The organism is Varibaculum cambriense (assembly GCF_032557235.1).
Taxonomy (GTDB): Bacteria; Actinomycetota; Actinomycetes; order Actinomycetales; family Actinomycetaceae; genus Varibaculum; species Varibaculum cambriense_C.
The window spans coordinates 273,502-293,066 of sequence record NZ_JAWGMB010000001.1 but is presented as its reverse complement, the minus strand read 5'-3'; the positions used below and the strand labels follow the sequence as shown (position 1 = coordinate 293,066).

Here is a 19,565-nt window from a genome sequence, read left to right as displayed (position 1 = left end):
TCATGAAAGTAATGAGCCAAGTGGTCATGGTTATGAACCTGGACAAGTGCATTGGTTGCCACACCTGCTCGGTGACCTGCAAACAGGCCTGGACTAATCGTACCGGCACTGAATATATGTGGTTCAACAATGTGGAGACCCGTCCCGGGCTCGGCTATCCGCGCACCTGGGAGGATCAAGAAAAATGGAAGGGCGGTTGGCGACGCACGGCCTCCGGCAAGTTAGTTCCGCGATCGGGTGGCAAACTAGCACAACTGGCTAAAATTTTCGCCAACCCTAATATGCCGCAGATAGACGACTATTACGAGCCCTGGACTTATGACTATGACAAGTTATTGTCTGCTCCGGCGGGTTCTAAAGCGTTACCGGTGGCGCAGGCGCGCTCCCAGATGAGCGGCAAGCCCTTAAAGAACATTGAGTGGGGGCCGAACTGGGATGACAACCTGGCCGGATCTACCGAAACCATGCAGGATGACCCCATCCTCAAAAAGATGAATCAGCAGGTAAAGACGGATATTGAAAATTCGTTTATGTTCTACCTGCCGCGGATTTGTAACCACTGTTTGAACCCCACCTGCGTGGCCGCCTGTCCCTCGGGGGCGATGTATAAACGCACCGAGGACGGGATTGTCCTGGTTGACCAGGATGCTTGCCGCGGCTGGCGGATGTGTGTTTCCGGCTGCCCCTATAAGAAGGTTTACTTCAACCATAAGAGCGGAAAAGCTGAAAAATGCACCCTCTGCTATCCCCGGATTGAGGCCGGTGACCCCACGGTTTGCTCCGAAACCTGTGTAGGCAGGCTCCGCTACTTGGGGGTTATCCTCTATGACGCAGATCGGGTCAGCCAGGCAGCGGCTGTCAAGGAAGAAACCGATCTCTACCAGGCACAGCGCGATGTCATGTTGGATCCGCACGATCCGGAAGTGATTGCGGCTGCGCGGCAAAGCGGGATTCCGCAGTCCTTTATCGACGCCGCCCAAAAATCTCCGGTCTATAAGTTGATCGTGGAATACTCTTTGGCGTTACCGCTCCACCCAGAGTTCCGCACTCTGCCGATGGTTTGGTACATTCCCCCGCTATCGCCGGTAGTAGAAGCAGTTACCGCTTCGGGAGCCGATGGGGAGAACCATAAAATCCTGCTGACCGCTCTCGCCACTATGCGTATTCCTCTGGAGTACCTAGCAGATCTATTTGCTGCCGGGGATCCGCGACCGGTGGAACGCTCCTTGCGACGCTTGGCCGCCATGCGATCCTATATGCGCGATATCAATCTGGGCGATCAGCCGAATCCAGATATCCCAGCGGCGGTAGGCATGAGTGAAGAGCAGGTAAAAGCTATGTACCGGCTGCTATCGATTGCCAAATATAAAGATCGCTACGTTATTCCCACAACTCATCCGGAAACTGCCCGCACTCCCAGTGAATATATTTGCCCAGTAGGTCAGGGGGCGTCCTCGGGCAAAGTCCCGGTGGAAATCGGGAGGGCACCGCGGTGAGCGCTAAGGTTTCCTTTATCCCTACCCGGCAGGAGGCGCCTCCGGTAAACGCGGTGGCACTAGCACCGGAACAGCGCTCGGCTGCCCTTATGACGTGCGCACTGCTCTTGGACTACCCCGGTGACAACCTAGAAGAAATCCTGTCCCAGGTAAAGGCAGAAACTGAACTCTTACCCGCGGAGATCGGTCGCGAACTTGCAGAGTTTTGTTCCTGGGCACGGATGCGCGGGGTACGCGGGGTGCAAGAGGACTACGTGGATACTTTTGACCGCAAACGTCGCTGTGCCCTGGAACTAACCTACTATGCCACCGGAGATACCCGGCAACGCGGGATCGCGCTGACGGTGTTCTCGGATTTATTTAACGCCGTAGGTTTTGAACCTCCTCACCGCGAATCCCTACCTGACTATCTGCCGCGAGTTTTAGAGTTAGCCGCCCGCTGTCAGGGCGAAGATTTGTCCTTGGTCTTAGGCGCAATCGCAGCTAGCCGCGAGGGTATCGAAGTACTGCACGCTGCGCTCTGCTCATTGGATTCCCCCTGGCAGAAAGTGGTCGCTGCCCTACGTACGGTCTTGGGGGAAGCCGATAGTGAAACTACCGAGCGCATGGAGCGCCTAATCCGTCAAGGCCCGCCTACTGAATTGGTGGGCTTGGATGACAGTAATAACTTGCCGTGGCCACAGTTAGCCCCGGTTCAATCAGACACCGCGAGCGAAGGGTGAAGTAATGGACGTGTTGTTTTGGGGAGTTTTTCCCTATATTTGCATTACGCTACTAGTTGCCGGTCTCATTTGGCGTTACCGCTGCGACCAGTATGGATGGACTTCTGAGTCCTCGCAGCTGCGGGAAGCTAAAATTCTGCGACTGGCTTCTCCCCTATTCCATTTCGGAATCCTATTCGTGCTGTTGGGGCATTTTATGGGGCTATTTATCCCCGACTGGATGACCGAGTCAATGGGGGTCTCCCAGCATCAATATCACCTATTAGCCACCGTTGGGGGTACCGTAGCCGGGATTGCAGCGCTAGTGGGCTTTTGCGGTTTACTCTGGCGGCGCTTCGTTAACCATTCAGTACGCTTTGCTACTACCGGTCGCGACCTAGTTGCCTATGTGTTTTTGGCGATTCCTCTAACGCTGGGGGCGATAGCCACTGCCGTCAACCAGCTCTTTGGGGCTGATGGCGGTTACAACTACCGTAAAACGATTTCGGTGTGGCTGCGATCCCTGTTTATGCTGCAGCCGCGAGTAGATTTAATGGTGAATGTGCCCCTCAGCTTCAAACTGCATATCATTGCCGGTTTGTTGCTACTGGCAGTCTGGCCTTTCACCCGTTTGGTGCACGTCCTTTCCGCTCCGGTAGGTTACGTTAGCCGTCCTCCGATTGTTTATCGTTCCCGTCGTCCGGCTCCCGCAGCTAGCCCTGAACAGCCAGGTTGGACTCCGGTGCGGGCTACTGTTGCCGGTGGTGAGGACGCTGGCGGGGCGCCTGCACAGGGGGCTTAAATCAGATCACTTTCCCGAGGGTGTCGGTTCGCTTTCTAAGCAAACCGGCACCCTCGATAGGTTTTATCATTAGATATTTCCACGGACACCAGCTGTTTTACTTAACTATCGACACCTGAATCTACTTTTTTCTATCAGGAGTTTTACTTTGATTATCCCCGTATAATATATTTTTTTATGGCATTTTTACCGTTTCTGCGATACTCTATTTACATGCCAAATTATCGTATTTCTACTATTGCCAACCTGCTTGGGGTCAGCGATGACACCATCCGCCGTTGGCTCGATGAAAATTTAATCAAAGCAGTTAACGGATCTGGCCCTAAGCGGGTAGATGGCGCCTCAGTAGCTCGTTTCCTGCAGGAGCGTCCCGCCGGGATCTTACTGGGGGAAGATCCTAATGAATCAATTCGTAACCATTTCCAGGGACTAGTGGTTGCTCTTAAGAAAGGCCAGGTGATGAGCCAGGTAGATCTGCAATGTGGACCATACCGGGTAGTATCCCTGGTTTCTACCGAAGCGGTAGAAGAACTGAACCTAGAGATAGGTTCAGTAGCGACCGCCCAGGTAAAAGCCACTAATGTTTCAGTGCAGCTTCCAGAAGGAGATAAACTGTGAAAAAATTTCGTCTGGTCGCTTTAGCAGCCGGGCTCGCCCTCGCGCTGGGAGCTTGCTCGTCCTCCGGCGGCACTAGAGCGGAAGAAAGCAAAGCTCCAGCAGACAAAACCCAGTTAACGGTTTTCGCGGCGGCCTCGTTAAATAAAGCTTTCCCGGAAGTGGTAGAGAAAGTACTAAAGAAGTCAGATCCCAATATTGAAGTAAAGTTCTCCTTTGAAGGTTCATCTACCCTGGTAGATCAGCTAAAGAACGGTGCAGTGGCGGACGTGTTTGCTTCTGCTGACGAAAAGAACATGAACAAAGCTACCGATGCGAAGCTAGTTAGCGATGTCAAACCCTTCGCTTCGAACACTTTGGAACTAATCGTCCCTAAGGGGAACCCCGCCAAGATCACCGGACTAGACGCCTCTTTGGACGGTAAGAAACTAGTCGTGTGCGCCGAGGGCGTCCCTTGTGGTAATGCCACTAAAGAGCTGCAGGAAAAGCTGGGGGTCACCCTGAAGCCGGCATCTGAGGAACAGAAAGTTACCGATGTGCGCGGCAAAGTGGAAAGCGGAGAGGCCGATGCGGGACTGGTTTACCGCACCGATGCCCTGGCTGCCGGTGACAAAGTGGAGATTATCAAGGTGGAAGGCATCGAGCAGGTAGTTAACGCCTACCCGATTTCTTTGGTGAAGGATTCTAAGAACCAGGAAGCCGCCAAGAAATTTATCGAGGCGGTGCTATCTGACGAGGGGCTAAAGATCCTAGAAAACTATGGTTTCTCTGCTCCGCTGTCAAAGGATAAGAACTAAAGCTTCCCTTGCGTAAATCTTTCGGAGCAAATCAAGCGGCGGGATCCCCAGCTTGGCTGGCCGGTCCCGCCGCCTTAGCGCTAATTTTCCTACTGGTACCTTTCGGCGCCTTAGTAATGCGAGTGCACTGGGGGCAGATCCCCCAACTCCTTGCCACTACCCAAAGCCAAGATGCCCTATGGTTATCTTTAAAAACCTGCCTGATTTCTACCGGGCTGTGTATCGTTTTCGGGGTGCCCCTGGCGCTGTGGCTTTCGCAAGCGCGAAATAGTTTCTTTCCCCGCCTGGTACGCACCATCGCAACTCTCCCCATGGTATTACCACCGGTAGTCGCCGGTTTGGTACTGCTGATTACCTGGGGACGCATGGGGATTTTAGGTTCAAAGCTGGATCTATTAGGAATTCAGATCGGTTTCACGACCCTTGCGGTGGTTATCGCTCAAACTTTCGTGGCTATGCCCTTTCTGATTACCTCTCTCGAGGGGGCGCTGCGCACTCGGGGTTTTCAATACGAGGCTGCTGCTAGGGGATTAGGGGCTTCTCGTACCCGTACCTTACTGCAAGTAACTTTGCCCTTATCGGCACCGGCGATTGTTTCTGCAACTGCCTTAGCCTTTTCTCGTTGTCTGGGAGAGTTCGGCGCGACGATTACTTTTGCCGGTTCCCTGCAAGCTATTTCTCGCACCTTGCCTCTGGAAGTTTATTTACAGCGAGAAACTGACACTGACCTAGCGCTTTCTTTGTCTCTAGTGATTATTTCCCTGGCGATTGTAATAGTGGGCGGCACCCAAGTGCTTTCCGATTATTGGTATGCGCGCCTAATGGGACGACATCAGCAAAGCGCAAACACCGGAACACTTGGTGCGATCAGTGGCTTGTCCAAGAAAAAGAAGCGAGACATACCAGCCGGACCGGGAGTACATCTAGATGCGAAAATCGCAGTGCGAAACCTGGACGTGAATTTAGATTTTGCTCCCGGTTCTGCCACTGCCCTGCTCGGTCCCAATGGCGCCGGAAAGTCTACGATTATTTCTCTACTAGCGGGCACCCTAGTACCTGATTCTGGCTCCATTAAGTGGAGCCGAAATCAGCCTCGGATTGTGCTTCTCGCCCAAGATCCCGCCCTATTTCCCCATATGTCCGTGCTGAGAAACGTGGTTTTTGGGCTGCGATGTCTGGGGATTGAGACGGATCGTGCAGAGCAATTAGCCCGCGCTCAACTGGCGGCAGTAGGAATGCAGACTTTGGAGAAGCGGCGTCCCAACCAGCTTTCCGGGGGGCAAAAGCAGCGGGTGGCTATTGCTCGCGCTATGGCAATTGAACCCGATGTGGTGCTATTGGATGAACCTATGGCCTCCTTGGACGTAGAGGTAGCCGATCAGTTACGGCTGTTGCTACGCGAACGCATTGGGGGAGCCACCACTATCCAGGTCACCCACGACCTAACAGATGTGATTGCCCTCGATTGCCAGGTAGTAGTGCTAAAGCACGGCCAGGTTACCCAGCGCGGTTACTGGCGGGATCTGTTTGAGGAAACGCAAGATCGCTTCTTGCAACAGCTCACCCAGAAAGCCCAGCTTGATAACGCCATCAAATAGGGCTGGGCTTTCGCCTCCGCAAAGTTGCCGGTTAGGAAAAGGTGGTGATGGAAATCGGGTAGGGGCTTCCTTTGAGCAATAGGTAAGCTAGCAGCTATGAGCATTTCCCACCCTGCCGAGGCTCCTCGGGGAGAAACGTCTTTCCAGCACTCTTCCCCGTTTGCCAAGGATGCGGTCCCCACCCCGATTACTGCCGAAGATCGGTTAATCGCCGGTTTTACTTCTCAATTGCATTCGCACAGCCGGGTACTGGTGGGGTCGGGAGATGATTGCGCGGTTTTAGCTCACCCCGATTCTCGCTCTGTAATTTCCACCGATGTGCTGGTAGAAGGGGTACATTTTCGCCGCGACTGGATGAGCCTGGAACAAATCGGGCGGCGCGCTGCCGCGCAAAACGCCGCCGATATTGCGGCTATGGGGGCGAGTGCCCACAGCGCCGTTGCCGCGGTAACCATTCCTAAAGACATAGGTAAAGCCGAGGTTAACGCCCTCGCTTCCGGATTGGCTACTGGCTTAGAAAGCTACGGCTATTCCCTGGTAGGCGGAGATCTATCTTCCGGGCCGTGCCTACAGGTAGCAGTTACGGTTATTGGGGATTTAGAGGGGCGCCCTCCCCTATTGCGTTGCAACGCGCAAGCGGGTGACCTGGTTTATTTCGCGGGCAATCTGGGAGATTCTGCTGCCGGTTTAACGCTGTTAGAACGCTTCCAGAGCCCCCAGGAGGCGATATCTGACCCTGCTCTGCCCACGGAGCTGCGCGACCTCGCCATAGAGGCATTATCCCGTTACCAAGTACCACAGGTACCTGCCGATCTCGCGCCGAAGCTAGCTGAGGCGGGAGCACACGCCCTGATGGATGTGTCTGATGGGCTTAGCCGCGATGGTGCAAAAATCGCGGCCGTTTCTGGGGTGGTACTAAATTTGTCCCAGTCCCACTTAGCAAAATATGCCCAACGCCTAGCGGGCTTAGCAGATTTCTTGGGAGCCAATAGTTGGGATTGGGTACTAGGGGGAGGCGAAGACCATGGCCTGCTGTGCTGCGCTCCCGCTGGATTTTCGGTTCCGGGTTTTACTGCTATCGGGGAAGTATTACCCGCTAAGTACGCCGCTACGATTGCGACCGCCACCGACAAATATGCGGACAACAGAACCGAGGATGCAGACAGTATCGACCGGGATGCGCAGGATCCGCTGCAACTATACCTGCTAGTTGATGGCAAGCCTTACGATCAGCAAGGTTGGGATCATTTTTCTGGCTAAAACCTGCAGCACGTGAAAATAACCGAAAATGGTGGCTCCGACCGGCATCGATCCGGTGACCTTTCGATTTTCAGTCGAACGCTCTCCCAACTGAGCTACAGAGCCTGGGGTCCTAATAAGACCTGCGACCCAGACGGGACTTGAACCCGCGACCTCCGCCGTGACAGGGCGGCGCGCTAACCAACTGCGCCACTGGGCCATATTCATTTATCTTCCACCTTTCGGCGGATCGTACCCCCAACGGGATTCGAACCCGTGCCGTCGCCGTGAAAGGGCGGTGTCCTAGGCCTCTAGACGATGGGGGCCTTGCGGCCTAGCCTAATGGCCTCGGCTCAGACTTGAATAAGCTTACCGGCATTGAGTAACTAAAGGCAAAGCGTCAGCCTATGAAGCCTCTCACAACTTAGATTCACCGCGGATTCTAGGAGTTTAATGACTGCATTTTTCGCCGGTGAAACGTAATCTAGGTATATGCAGCTGCAACCTTTAGACACGTCCTCGCCAGATGAAACCGTCGAACAAGTTTTTGACTGGTTAACTAGTCTCGCGGGCATGGGCGTGGGGGTGCTGGCGGGTTTTGTCTTGGCTTTAATTACTATTGCTATTTTGAAACTGCTGGCTAAGCGCGAACCCTTAACTCAACTGGTACTCAATCGCGCCACCCGCAGCCTCTTTGTGACTCTGATGATCTTGGGCGCCTATCTCGGCTGGAAATACACTACTTCGGGTCTAGAGATTTCCAGCTCGACTGGCATTGGCAGGTTCAGCCAAGGACTGCTAATCGCGGTCATTCTAGCTTTCACTTTCTTGATCACCCGCATCTGTTACTTCATTGAAGATGTGGCGGTTAACGCCAACCGCGAGAAACCCTCACGTAGCCGTTCGAAAATGCTCACCCAAGCACAGGTTATTCGCAGACTACTGCAAGCAGTTGTAGTAGTAGTGGGGATTTCTAGTGCCATATTAACTTTCCCATCTGCCCAAGTGGCCATGAGTTCCATGTTGGCCTCGGCAGGGGTGGCCTCAATCGTGGCTACTTTGGCTGCCCAGTCAACTCTGGCTAATGTTTTCGCTGGAGTCCAGATGGCGCTTTCAGATGCCCTCCGGGTCGGCGACAAAGTGCAGGTTCCTGGTTTGGATGGGACAAAAGAGCTGGGTACGGTAGAAGAAATCACCCTCACCTACGTGGTGCTTAACCTCTACGATGAACGACGCATGATTGTGCCGTCCACCCATTTCACCCAGCAGAAGTTTGAAAACTGGACGCGTAAACACAGTCAACAGTTAGGGATAGTGGAATTGCAATTAGACTACTCTGCCCCAATTGATTCTATTCGGGCACAAGTGGATCTATTGCTTTCCGGAACTGAGCTTTGGGACGGGCGCAGCGCCAGCGTCGAAGTATCCGATATGACCGCCGACTGTCAGACAGTTAGGATCTCAGTGTCGGCAGCCGATAGCTCTGATTTATGGGTATTACGCTGTTACCTGCGGGAACAACTAATTCAGTGGTTGGTGAAGGAAGTGCCTTGGGCTCTGGTTTCTCGCCGGATTCAACCGCAACAAGTACGCTACCTAAGCCGCGACCGTTCCGATGAAGAAGTTCATCGTTTAGCTCGCAAATTGGTGGGCGAGAATAATTTACAGAAAGGATAAGTTATGAGTGATTTTGACCCTCGCCACGCAAGTGAGACTGATTGGCGAGCCCGCCTAGACGCGAACGAATACCATGTTTTGCGCGAAGCAGGTACTGAACGCCCCGGCACCGGAAAATACCTGCATGAGAAGCGACAGGGCATCTACCGCTGTCGTGCCTGTGGGACAGAGCTATTCCGCTCTAACACCAAGTTTGATTCCCACTGCGGTTGGCCCTCATTTTTCCGTCCCGAGGACGCCGCGGTCACCTACCATCAGGACTCTTCCCATGGCATGGAGAGGACCGAAGTACGTTGCGCTAACTGCCAAAGCCACTTGGGTCATGTTTTTGAGGATGCACCCGACATGCCTACGGGACAACGCTATTGCATTAACTCGATCTGTCTAGATTTTGAGGCCGAATAATATGCGGATTATCAGCGCAAATCTGCAACACGGTACTCCCGCAGCGGGAGAAGCTCAATCTCCAGGTCGCTGGCAAGTACTGGCGGAGCAGTTTAGCGATTATCACCCCGATGCCATTTGTCTGCAAGAAGTCGATTTCTATCAGGCACGTTCCGGTTTTGTAGACCAAACCCGCGCCCTGGCGGATGCATTAACCCAAGTTTCTGGGAAGAAGTGGCAGCACCGATTTTTGAGTTTTTACGCTGGTCAAATTCTGTTAGGGCTACGCTTACCGGTAACGCTACCCAGCGAATCCCTCGGAAAAACCGGTAATCCTTTCCGCGCCGATCGGCCACTACTAGGAGGGTATGGAGTGGGACTGCTTACCCCGCATCCGGTGCGGCGCTGGGTAAGTGCCAAGCTTGGTTCTGCTGCCCCCAGGATAAATATTTCCAACCCGGATCCGCGTACCTGGAAGTTTTATGGCGGGCAGACCCGCAGCTTGCTTGGAGCCGAAATCACTACCCCGCACGGAAAGTTTCTAGTGGGTGGCACCCATCTAGACCTCGGGGTAGCAACCGCCAAACGACAACTAATCCGCTCGTGGCAGGGACTATCTCTCCTGGCTGGCAAGGCAACCCCCCTACTAGTCGGCGATATGAATCTGCGCCAGGAGGTATCGCGCACCGTCTACCCCTATTTGACTTTCGCGAGTGCACCCACTTTCCCGGCAGATCAACCCAGATTCCATATTGACCAACTATTTGCTCCCCCCACCTGCCAAGTTTCACAGGTGGACACTATCGAGATGCCTATCTCAGATCACCGCGCGCTATTTGTAGACTTACAGCCCTAAGCAGATCAAACTATGGGCAGAGCGAGCAGGATTTCTGACCGGATTCGCGCGCCTTTAATTTTCGTGGGTTCCGGTTTATCGCAGTATTCAGGCGCGGTGATTGCCACTGTATGGCTAGTTGCGGTAATGACTCCCCCGGCGGTCGCCTGGTGGCGAGTTGCGGTAGCTGCCGTTATCTTGGCACTAATTCGCCGCGCTAACATTCCCTGTAGAGCAAGTGGCGCTACGCCGTTTGAGCCCCGATATATTTTCGCTGTTAGCGTGCTTAATGCCGGAGATTAGTGAGGTGGTTAGCATGATTAGCCTACGCCACCTGCCAAATTGAGGGGAAATAGTGGGTTTACTGTGCATTTCGTTGGCGGTAGCCTTTGCGCAATACCGTCCTGGGGTGCTAAACAAGAAGCGTAAGCATTATAACTAGTAAGAAAATAACGAGGGACAAAAATGGGCATCATCGGTTCGATTATTGTTGGTGGCATTATTGGGGCTCTAGCGCGCTTCTTCATGAAGGGCAAGCAGAACATGGGGATGATCATCACCATCATCATCGGTATGGTTTCCGCTGGTCTGTCTGACTGGATCCTAGCCAAGGTTATTGGCGACGGTCACGGCTTTATTAGTTTTATCGTGGCAATCGTGATCGCAGTTGGTTTGATTAGCGTCTACTTGGGAATCACCAATAAGAAGACCAAGTAATTGCTAACCACTTCGATGTTTTGGTAGTTTAGGCTGCTAAAAGCTTTTTCTTTGAGCTGCTGCTCGGCAAAACGATTTGTCGGGCAGCAGTTTTTTCTATTGTTCCCTATTCGTTTTACCTAAAACCAGGCCGACCGTTAATCTGAAAGGGGACTCAAACCCTCAAGTAGTTACTTAAGAGTTTCATTTAGCCCCTGCTCACGGTCGCAGTCTCCAGTTGCTTCCCGAAAACATTCGCTGTTGAAAACCTCTCCACGACGTGGTGATCATTCTACTTTTTAGGAGTTTTGTCACTGGTTTTCCCCAGGCTACCTTGAGATCTTGCCATTGTTGCAGCTAGTAGCTTCAATACCGTTTCTACCAGTCAAAACCCTTCATACCCTCAAGGTTTACCTGAGGTTAACTAGAAATAATTTGACATTTCAGGTTATTGGGTTAGTAAAAAAATAAATATCCACAGGCAATATCCACAGGGTTGTTAACTGGTGTAAAATCGCAGCAACATCTGTGGATACTGCCTGTGGAAAATTTGCTGGCTTATTCGTTGAGAGTTCGTCCCGTCAGCGTCTCGTAGATTTCTTGATAACGGTCAGAAGTTTGCTTTACCACATCCGCGGGAATCTGCGGAGGTTCTTGCCGTTTATAGGGCTGCCACTGACACGCGTCAGAATCGACCCAATCTCGCAATATCTGGGTATCTAGCCGGGGATTACGCTTGCCAACTTCATAGCTATCGGCATTCCAAAAACGCGAAGAATCGGGGGTGAGCACCTCATCTCCTAACACCACGGCCTCGCCACCGTAGGGAAGAGCGGAGCCAAACTCGAACTTGGTGGAGCCTAAGATAATCCCGCAGTCCCAAGCAATCTTGGCCGCTCGCTGGTACAAATCCAGCGAGTACTCGATAATTTGATCTACGCGTCCACTGCCAACTAAGGACTGTAGCGCTTCCCAAGAAACGTTACTGTCGTGCCGTCCCATCTGAGTCTTTGCTACCGGATTAAATACTGGCTCCTCTAGCTTTTGATCTTGTTGCAGACCCGCCGGCATCCGTGCACCCCCGATAGTGCCTTTCGCTTGATACTCCCGCCAGGCTTCACCTGCCAGATAACCAGACACATGACATTCCAAGGGATACATATCGAGGCGACGGCAAATCATCGCTCGTCCGGCCGCCATCTCTGGTACCGAAGAAGTAGATAGAAAATGATTGGGAATCGCATCCCCAAGCTGTTCCAACCACCAGGTAGTCAGTTGGGTAACAGCAATACCTTTACCGGGGATTTCAGTAGGAAAGACCTGACCATAGGCACTGAAACGGTCGGTAGCCAGAATCATCACGGTGTCGGAATCATGAGCCGACTGTCCCGCGGGATAGTAAACTTCTCGTTCTTTACCAGAAAATAAATGGCGCCATCCACGTAGCGCCGGAGTATCACTTGACGACATATTTATCATTCTTGCATCTTTCATTTAGATTTGGGAGGGCTGTTGACAAATTTTATTGGATTTGGTGTGGTTGAGGTAGCAAAAAGTTTTTTCTTTAGGTACCCCTTAGTAAGAGGTGACGTCACCGTGCATCAACATGCTTCTACCAGTGAATCTACCCGTACGCGTCTGCTAATTGCCGCTGGTATCACCTTAGTGGTACTGCTTGCCCAGTTAATTGGCTCTATCATTTCTGGTTCCCTGGCTTTAGCAGCAGATACCGGACACGTGGCGATTGATTCCATAGGACTATTCTTAGCTGCCTTTACCGCTACCTTGATGACTCGCCCTGCTAGCGGCGAGCTCACCTACGGCTATGCCCGCCTAGAAGCAATCGCGGGCGGGATCCAGGCCGGGATGATCATAATCATCTGTACGATCATCGGATACCAAGCAGTTATTCGGCTAATTACTCCCACTGCAGTTGACGGTACTCAGATGGCTGCCTGGGCGGTGGCCGGCTTACTGGGCAATTTGGCATCAATGCTGGTAATGCTAGGACACCATCGCGACAATTTAAATATTAAAGCCGCATTTCTGGAGGTTTCCGTAGATGCAATTTCCTCTGTCGGAGTGATCGCCGGCGGCATTATCACCCGTCTTAGCGGCATTACCCGGGTAGACGCCGTAATCTCCTTGCTAATTGCCAGCGCCATGCTGCCGCGCGGCTACAAATTGTTAAAGGACGCGGGCGCAATCCTGCTTGAGCGCACTCCCAGCGAATTGAAGATCGCGGAGATCAGGAACCATATTTTGCAGGTAAAACATGTGAGTGGAATTCATGACCTGCACGTATGGCCATTAAACTCCCAAACGGTGCTTTTATCAGCGCATATCATTATCGCCAAGGAGTGCTACCGAGATGGTCATGCATTGGAAGTGTTACACCAGGTAGAAGAATGTATGAAAACCCATTTCCCACGCAAGATAGAACATTGCACCCTGCAGATTGAGCCCGAAGGGCACGCTGCTCACGAAACATTAAAACACTAGCTGCGCAATCTGTGTAGTTAAGCAAACCGAGACTATCGCGCTACCACAGCGATACCGCGGACATAGAAGCATGAAAAGGCGGCCGGAAACTTTCGTTTCCGGCCGCCCCCTCTTATTTTTCTAAAAAGAAAAGAGGTAACTCTCCGTTAGGTGGTTACTTCAGTGCCTGCAGACGCTCACGCAGTTTAGCGAGCTCTTCGGAGATGGCCTTGGGCAGCTTGTCACCGAACTGCGAGAAGTACTTCTCGGTGTCCTCGGTCTCGGCTAGCCAGGCATCGGGATCGATGGCGAACATCTTGTCCCAGTCTTCCTGACCCAATCCGGTGCCTTCCAGGTTGAAGTCCTCGAACTTGGGGTAGTAACCAGTCGGTCCCTCAATCGCGTCAACCTTGCCGGAGGCGCGGCGTACGATCCAGTCCAGAACGCGAGCGTTGTCGCCATAGCCCGGCCACAAGAAGCTGCCGTCCTCGTCCTTACGGAACCAGTTAACCTGGTAAATCCGCGGGAACTTGTCGCCGACCTTTTCTTGCATTTCTAGCCAGTGACCCCAGTAGTCAGCCATGTTGTAGCCACAGAAGGGCAGCATAGCGAAGGGATCGTGACGTAGGGATCCCACAGCACCTTCAGCAGCAGCGGTCTGCTCGGAGGCTACGGACGCACCAATGAATACGCCGTGTGCCGGGGAGTACTGCTCGGCTACCAACGGTACGTTAGAAGCACGACGTCCACCGAAGAGGATAGCGGTGACCGGAACGCCTTCGGGAGCTTCCCAATCGGGGCATACGATCGGGCACTGCGCAGCCGGAGTGGTAAAACGGGAGTTCGGATGAGCGGCCTTTTCGCCAGATTCCGGAGTCCAGTCATTACCATGCCAATCGATCAGGTGATCCGGGGTGTCTCCGTCAATGCCTTCCCACCAGACATCGCCATCGTCAGTCAAGGCTACGTTGGTGAAGATGGAGTTTTCTTTCATGGTCTCCATAGCCATCGGGTTGGTCTTGTAAGAGGTTCCCGGAGCAACACCGAAGAAGCCAGCCTCGGGGTTGATCGCGCGCAGCGTACCGTCCTCACCAGGACGCATCCAGGCAATGTCGTCACCAACGGTTTCGACTTTGTAGCCGGGGATGGTCGGCTGCAGCATGGCCAGGTTGGTCTTGCCGCAGGCGGACGGGAAGGCAGCGGTCACGTGGTACTGTTCGCCACTCTTTTCGTCGGTTAGACGCAGAATCAGCATGTGCTCTGCCATCCAGCCGTCACGGCGAGCCATCGTGGAGGCGATACGCAGAGCGTAGCACTTCTTGCCCAGCAGGGCGTTCCCGCCGTAACCGGAACCGAAGGACCAAATTTCATTGGTTTCGGGGAAGTGAGTGATGTACTTTTCGTCATTGCAAGGCCAGGCTTCGTCAGTCTCGCCCTCAGCCAGCGGCTTACCTACGGAGTGAACCGCCGGAACCCAGGGACGTCCCTCGTTGATGAGATCCATCGCCTTAGCACCCATACGGGTCATGATCCGCATGTTGCAGACCACGTAGGGGGAGTCACTGAGTTCGATACCCAGCTGAGAAATCGGGCCACCCAGCGGTCCCATGGAGAAGGGAATCACGTACATGGTGCGGCCAGCCATCGCGCCGTCGAACTTTTCATTCAGGGTCTCGCGCATCTGCTTGGGATCTGCCCAGTTGTTAGTGGGGCCAGCATCCTCTTCCTTTTCACAGCAGATGAAAGTACGCGATTCTACGCGCGCCACATCGGAGGGTAGCGAGCGAGCCAGGAAGGAGTTAGGACGTTTCTCCGGATTCAAACGGGTGAACATCCCGGTTTCTACCATGAGATCGGTTAGGCGAGTCCATTCCTCTTCGGAACCATCGCAAAACTCAATCGCTTTCGGTTTCGCCAGTTCTGCAACTTTAATTACCCAATCAACGACCTCTTTAGGCGCGTTCTTCGGGGCGGCAGCTAGCACATCTTTCTCAGTCACTGTCATTTATCTCTTGCCTCCTGCGGCACTCGACACGGCAACACACAGTTGCTATTGCTTTTCTATTGTCCGTCATCGCTGCCACTTTCTCTACCGAGAGCGTCTAAAAATTTCCATAAATTACTATGACCTGGCTCATATTAAGGGAAACTTTAGGCCATAGGACACCTTCCCGATTGGTTTTCAGCTAGGGAAGTGAACCTTTTACCATCGGCATAAGTAATTCTTTACAGTATGATTAAAAATAACGGTTACGCGATAATCGGGTTTATAGCCGCCACTCAAGGAGGTAGCGAGGGTGAAGGGCAAACGACTTTTGGCTCTAATTCTACTTCCCTGTGCGATATTGCTGGCGGGTTGTGAAGCTAGCACCCAAATGCAGATTTACGGCAATGATACCTATTCGTTTAGTACTCATTTAACGCAGCCGCGAACTACTCAAGATATTAAATGTAAGGATCAGATTCCGGGAATCGAGGACTACCTCAAAACTTCACAAGTCGAGATTAAAGATAAATCCACTGATCAGGTTTCAGACTGTACGATCACGGTGAAGGCACAACATATTTCCCAGGCCAAGAAGCCGTTTGTGACCATTAAACATATCGGTGACAGCTACGTGGCGAAACTTGCCCCGGTGCAAAGCTTAGATTTCTTAGATGCCCAAACCGACCAGTTCCGCCTGACAATTACCTTCCCCGGCCCAGTGTTAAAAACCGATACCTATTCCGGGGCGACAGCAGAAGGCAACACCGTCACTTGGACGACCCCGCAAGCTCTCGTCAAAGGTTTCGAGGTACGAGGACAAGATCACCCGGGGATAACGATGAACCAGAAATGGGGAATCGGATTTTTGGTTATTCTGCTAGCACTAATAGTGGCGCTAGTGATTTTCCGCAAACATCCACGCGTCGCCCCTATTTGGGGCAAGCTAGCGCAAGCGGGAAAGAGATTCGCTGGCGCCTGCCGCAAGTTACTCCTGCGCACTTTGAGCTATTTAGATCTGGGAGGATCCGCCTCTGGACATCGTTCCAAACATTCACGTAAACGCCGCGGTAAATAGGCACTTATTTGACCCCCTTCAGCATCTCCCTTTATCCTCAACACCGATAAACCCGGTGATTCCTGCCTGATGCAGCCACCCGGACTCCATTTTTTTGAGAATCCGTTACTGTCCGCACCTTTGTCTTTACTTCTCGATTTATCCCCAGGGATCGACAGGACTCTGGTTTCCTAGGAATGCCATTTCTTTTGTTGTCTCCCCTGCTCCCCATTCACTAAATCTAGGTGTACTTCGCAAACAAACCCGCAGGAGCCAGTCGTGCAAACAGATCTACCAACACCAATGCCTGCCAGGCAAGTACCTGGTGATACCGACCCGACCTGCCTATTGTGGGGATTTAACCTGGGACAGTTGCAATTCCTATCCCAGGTACTCGGAGTGTCTAATATCCATTTCACCACCCAACTGCCGCCTCCTGCTGCCAGCTTAAGTACAGTTATCAGTCCTGCTAGCGCCAATTTAAGTTGGCTTTCCTCCCCGCTTCCCATAGTTCGCGCAGATTTCTCAGCCAGCCCACCGCCCCTGCCCCAAAGAAGCTTCACCCCTCCCGGAAGCCCCTTGCAACGCCCCGGGGTTTTTCGCCTCCCATCCCAGGTAGGAGCTTTTCTCTCGCAGGTTGATCAATACTGCTATCCTTCCCGAGGACGCATCCTCAATATCTTCGGGTTACATCCAAAAAGTGGCACCTCCACCATTGCGTTCGGGTTAGCAAACAGCGTTAAGAACTCGATTTTTGTAGATGCCAGCTGTCCTTTCTCGACCTCAACTTCGCGCCAATATTCACCGGGGATGCGCAAACTCGGTTTTCCCGCTATTAGCAACTTTTCCTCTTCAGACTTGGAAGCGGACCTGTTAGTTTCCCGCTTACGCGAGGTTTTACCCGGGGTACAAAATACGCGTTTTCTCCAGCTCCACCGCGGTGATCTCCGCCAGCTACCACACCTTTTTTCTTTGCTAATTCGTGCATTTTCACTGGTAGTTATCGATTGGGGACAACTTGATTCTGTGGAAGACCTAAGCAATTTACCCGGGCATATTCTGGTAGTCAGGGATTACTCGCAATCGGCAATTAATCGACAGGTTCTGCAACAAATCCATCAGCGCAGAATCCCGCTAGTGACCAATCGCGTCCCTAACAGAATTGTTCCCCCTAGCAGCGACAATCAAAGATATTTCGTGCCGCATTGCCGGGAACTAAAACGGCTGCAAGCTCAAGGCCTGGGCAGTTTATGGCCGAAAAACTTGCAAGTAAGGTTGGCACAGCTACTGCGAAATCTGATGGCGGTAGCATGAAGGCTTTCAAAAAATGGCTACCGGTCTTAAAGCCGACACCTCGGCATCCCGTAGCTTCCCAAACTGACCGGGACAACCGCCTGCTAGTAGCCTCGGGTGCAGCTCCGGCAGAAGTGATCCGCCAGGCAAGCGCGCCAGCAGCAGGAACCGCTCACCTGCTTGATAACTTGGCAACAATAAATGCAGAATTATCCGGGTTTGGCCCCCAGCTGGCATCCCTGCTTCAAGACCCGCAAGTAACCGATGTTTTAATCAATGGACCGAAGCAAGTGTGGGTCGATAGTGGCGGGGGTCTTTGCAAAACCAGACTGGACTTTGGTTCCAACAGTAATCTCCGTTCCTTAGCAGTCCGGTTAGCAGGAGCTGCCGGAAAGCGTTTAGATGATGCCGCGCCGATCGCCGACGGCACGCTGCCAGGTGGCATTAGGCTCCATGCGGTACTGCCGCCTCTAGCGGTGCCCTCTCCGGTTATTTCTTTGCGTTGCCCGCGCGCAAAAGGCTTAAACTTTACCCAATTGGTGGAATCGGGAACCGTGTCTGCGCCCTTAGCGCCGGTGGTGACCGCCCTAGTTTCCCGGCGTGCTTCCTGTTTTATTTCCGGAGCCACCGGTTCGGGGAAAACCACGCTGCTGTCTGCCCTGTTGGAATTGGTGCCCCCCAACCAGCGGATTGTATGTATCGAGGAAGTCTCCGAGCTTTTTCCTTCCCATCCTCACTTAGTTCACCTGCAAGAACGCAGCGCCAATGTGCAAGGGGTAGGCGCGGTTCCCATGTCAAAGCTGGTGCGTGCGGCTATGCGGATGCGTCCGGATCGGATTGTACTGGGGGAATGCCGCGGTCCGGAGGTACGGGAAGTACTGTCTGCGATGAACACCGGGCACGAAGGCACTTGGGCAACGGTACATGCCAATGCGGTAACTGAGGTTCCTGCCCGTCTGGTGGCACTAGGAGCGTTGGCCTTAATGCCGGAATCTACCGTGGGAGCACAGGTGATAGCGGGGGTAGATGCCTTTTTACAGATTCGCCGCTTAACGGAGCGAGGAAGCACTCGGCGCTATGTATCCGAGGTCGGGGTTCCGGTTTGGGATCATTCCCACCTGGCGGCGCAACTGGCACTCAAAGTTACTCCTGCCGGACAGTTGCTAAGAGGGGCGGGGTGTCAGAAACTATCACAGCTGGTAGATATGGATTTTGATTATCTTGCGGAGGCACCGTGACCTGGAAAACCGCCACCTTAGTGGGACTTTTTCTAACCCTTGCCGGCCTGCCTTGGCATTTACCGGATGCTCATCCGCCCAGAACCCGCCGCCTGCCTCGGCCTAAAATAGCTAGTTCCATTACCTACTTTGTCGGGATTCTGCAGCGTCACTTCCAACCAAAACCCCAACTAGCAGCGGCAGTTATCGAGGTAGCGAGCCGCCTAAACGCCGGTGCCGATCCCGATTCAGCCTGGGTAAAAAGTTTGCCACGCCACGGTTTCTCCCGTCCCAAAACTGCCAGCGCCACAGATATTCAAGCGGCAATACAACCAAATCTAACTTCTTGGGAGCAGGCTTCTTTAACTGGCCTCCTGGCGGCAGTCCGTTTTTCCGAGGCAGTAGGCGCCCCCTTAGCTGAAGTGTTGGCTGGCTGCGCAGATTCGCTTACCGAAGCTGCCAATGCCGCTCGTGCCCGGAAACTAGCACTTACTGCCCCGAAGGCTTCCGCCACTATTTTGGGGCTTTTACCTTTAGGAGGAATCGCGTTGGGATCTCTGCTAGGAGCCAATCCGCTAAATGCAATATTCGTCGGAGGCTTGGGAACTATCAGTGCCTTGGTCGGGGTTATTGCCCTGTTAACCGGGATGTTTTGGATGTTTCGCTTAGTGGCGCAAGCGGAAAAGGCATAAA

At 53.0% G+C, this 19,565-nt stretch carries 19 protein-coding genes and 3 tRNA genes; 17 read left to right on the top strand and 5 right to left on the bottom strand.

Translation table 11 applies throughout. The features are described from left to right. Positions 1-2: 2 nt before the first annotated feature. The 7 genes from narH (at position 3) to thiL (ending at position 7,269) form a co-directional block, all read left to right on the top strand. Entirely contained in the window at positions 3-1,496 is a 1,494-nt protein-coding gene (narH, locus tag E6072_RS01210; protein ID WP_316693207.1) for a nitrate reductase subunit beta, read from the top strand. Beyond that, the gene (gene narJ / locus E6072_RS01205) at positions 1,493-2,218 is read left to right on the top strand and encodes a nitrate reductase molybdenum cofactor assembly chaperone (protein WP_316693206.1); all 726 of its coding nucleotides are present in this window, start codon (positions 1,493-1,495) and stop codon (positions 2,216-2,218) included. Before narH ends, narJ begins: the two co-directional genes overlap by 4 nt. Positions 2,219-2,222: 4 nt before the next feature. Beyond that, entirely contained in the window at positions 2,223-2,999 is a 777-nt protein-coding gene (gene narI / locus E6072_RS01200; protein ID WP_316693205.1) for a respiratory nitrate reductase subunit gamma, read from the top strand. 213 nt (positions 3,000-3,212) lie between these two features. Further along, positions 3,213-3,617: a TOBE domain-containing protein gene (locus E6072_RS01195; RefSeq protein WP_316693204.1), complete on the top strand. Its 405-nt coding sequence runs from the start codon at positions 3,213-3,215 to the stop codon at positions 3,615-3,617. Then, the gene (gene modA, locus E6072_RS01190; protein ID WP_316693202.1) at positions 3,614-4,411 is read left to right on the top strand and encodes a molybdate ABC transporter substrate-binding protein; all 798 of its coding nucleotides are present in this window, start codon (positions 3,614-3,616) and stop codon (positions 4,409-4,411) included. The genes E6072_RS01195 and modA overlap by 4 nt, the downstream gene beginning before the upstream one ends. An 8-nt stretch (positions 4,412-4,419) precedes the next feature. Next, the gene (locus tag E6072_RS01185; protein WP_316693201.1) at positions 4,420-6,009 is read left to right on the top strand and encodes an ABC transporter permease; all 1,590 of its coding nucleotides are present in this window, start codon (positions 4,420-4,422) and stop codon (positions 6,007-6,009) included. 96 nt (positions 6,010-6,105) lie between these two features. Next, on the top strand, positions 6,106-7,269 hold the full coding sequence (thiL, locus tag E6072_RS01180; protein ID WP_316693200.1) for a thiamine-phosphate kinase: 1,164 nt from the start codon (positions 6,106-6,108) through the stop codon (positions 7,267-7,269). Between the two features lie 29 nt (positions 7,270-7,298). On the opposite strand, the gene E6072_RS01175 is transcribed toward thiL, so the two are convergent. The 3 genes from E6072_RS01175 to E6072_RS01165 all read right to left on the bottom strand — a co-directional run bounded on the left by E6072_RS01175 (position 7,299) and on the right by E6072_RS01165 (position 7,574). Continuing rightward, positions 7,299-7,374: transfer RNA gene (locus tag E6072_RS01175), tRNA-Phe, on the bottom strand. A gap of 20 nt (positions 7,375-7,394) precedes the next feature. After that, a tRNA-Asp gene (locus tag E6072_RS01170) sits at positions 7,395-7,468 on the bottom strand. 33 nt (positions 7,469-7,501) lie between these two features. Beyond that, a tRNA-Glu gene (locus tag E6072_RS01165) sits at positions 7,502-7,574 on the bottom strand. 166 nt (positions 7,575-7,740) lie between these two features. Here E6072_RS01165 and E6072_RS01160 point away from each other — a divergent pair. The 5 genes from E6072_RS01160 to E6072_RS01140 all read left to right on the top strand — a co-directional run bounded on the left by E6072_RS01160 (position 7,741) and on the right by E6072_RS01140 (position 10,861). Next, positions 7,741-8,925, top strand: a complete 1,185-nt coding sequence (locus E6072_RS01160; RefSeq protein WP_316693199.1) for a mechanosensitive ion channel domain-containing protein — start codon at positions 7,741-7,743, stop codon at positions 8,923-8,925. A 3-nt stretch (positions 8,926-8,928) separates the two neighbouring features. Further along, entirely contained in the window at positions 8,929-9,330 is a 402-nt protein-coding gene (gene msrB, locus E6072_RS01155) for a peptide-methionine (R)-S-oxide reductase MsrB (RefSeq protein WP_316693198.1), read from the top strand. Between the two features lies 1 nt (position 9,331). Next, positions 9,332-10,165 carry an endonuclease/exonuclease/phosphatase family protein gene (locus tag E6072_RS01150; RefSeq protein WP_316693197.1) on the top strand — a complete coding sequence of 278 codons (834 nt, stop codon included), beginning with the start codon at positions 9,332-9,334 and terminating at the stop codon, positions 10,163-10,165. Positions 10,166-10,177: 12 nt separating this feature from the next. Beyond that, complete coding sequence (locus E6072_RS01145; RefSeq protein WP_316693196.1) at positions 10,178-10,447, top strand: hypothetical protein; 270 nt, start codon at positions 10,178-10,180, stop codon at positions 10,445-10,447. 162 nt (positions 10,448-10,609) lie between these two features. Continuing rightward, positions 10,610-10,861, top strand: coding sequence for a hypothetical protein (locus E6072_RS01140; RefSeq protein WP_024059941.1), 252 nt, complete (start codon positions 10,610-10,612; stop codon positions 10,859-10,861). Positions 10,862-11,398: 537 nt separating this feature from the next. Here E6072_RS01140 and E6072_RS01135 read toward each other — a convergent pair. After that, the gene (locus E6072_RS01135) at positions 11,399-12,310 is read right to left on the bottom strand and encodes a phosphoribosylaminoimidazolesuccinocarboxamide synthase (RefSeq protein WP_238127951.1); all 912 of its coding nucleotides are present in this window, start codon (positions 12,308-12,310) and stop codon (positions 11,399-11,401) included. Positions 12,311-12,436: 126 nt separating this feature from the next. Between E6072_RS01135 and E6072_RS01130 the strand changes: the two genes are divergently transcribed. After that, positions 12,437-13,342: a cation diffusion facilitator family transporter gene (locus E6072_RS01130; RefSeq protein ID WP_238127952.1), complete on the top strand. Its 906-nt coding sequence runs from the start codon at positions 12,437-12,439 to the stop codon at positions 13,340-13,342. Positions 13,343-13,496: 154 nt separating this feature from the next. Here the strand turns inward: E6072_RS01130 and E6072_RS01125 are convergent, their stop codons facing one another. Then, positions 13,497-15,326: a phosphoenolpyruvate carboxykinase (GTP) gene (locus E6072_RS01125; protein WP_278605266.1), complete on the bottom strand. Its 1,830-nt coding sequence runs from the start codon at positions 15,324-15,326 to the stop codon at positions 13,497-13,499. Between the two features lie 292 nt (positions 15,327-15,618). Between E6072_RS01125 and E6072_RS01120 the strand changes: the two genes are divergently transcribed. The 4 genes from E6072_RS01120 to E6072_RS01105 all read left to right on the top strand — a co-directional run bounded on the left by E6072_RS01120 (position 15,619) and on the right by E6072_RS01105 (position 19,564). Continuing rightward, on the top strand, positions 15,619-16,383 hold the full coding sequence (locus tag E6072_RS01120; RefSeq protein ID WP_024059946.1) for an LppM family (lipo)protein: 765 nt from the start codon (positions 15,619-15,621) through the stop codon (positions 16,381-16,383). Between the two features lie 258 nt (positions 16,384-16,641). Then, positions 16,642-17,676 carry a hypothetical protein gene (locus E6072_RS01115; RefSeq protein ID WP_278605268.1) on the top strand — a complete coding sequence of 345 codons (1,035 nt, stop codon included), beginning with the start codon at positions 16,642-16,644 and terminating at the stop codon, positions 17,674-17,676. After that, the gene (locus E6072_RS01110; RefSeq protein ID WP_316693194.1) at positions 17,673-18,893 is read left to right on the top strand and encodes a TadA family conjugal transfer-associated ATPase; all 1,221 of its coding nucleotides are present in this window, start codon (positions 17,673-17,675) and stop codon (positions 18,891-18,893) included. The genes E6072_RS01115 and E6072_RS01110 overlap by 4 nt, the downstream gene beginning before the upstream one ends. Further along, complete coding sequence (locus E6072_RS01105; protein WP_278610016.1) at positions 18,890-19,564, top strand: type II secretion system F family protein; 675 nt, start codon at positions 18,890-18,892, stop codon at positions 19,562-19,564. The genes E6072_RS01110 and E6072_RS01105 overlap by 4 nt, the downstream gene beginning before the upstream one ends. Position 19,565 lies beyond the last annotated feature (1 nt).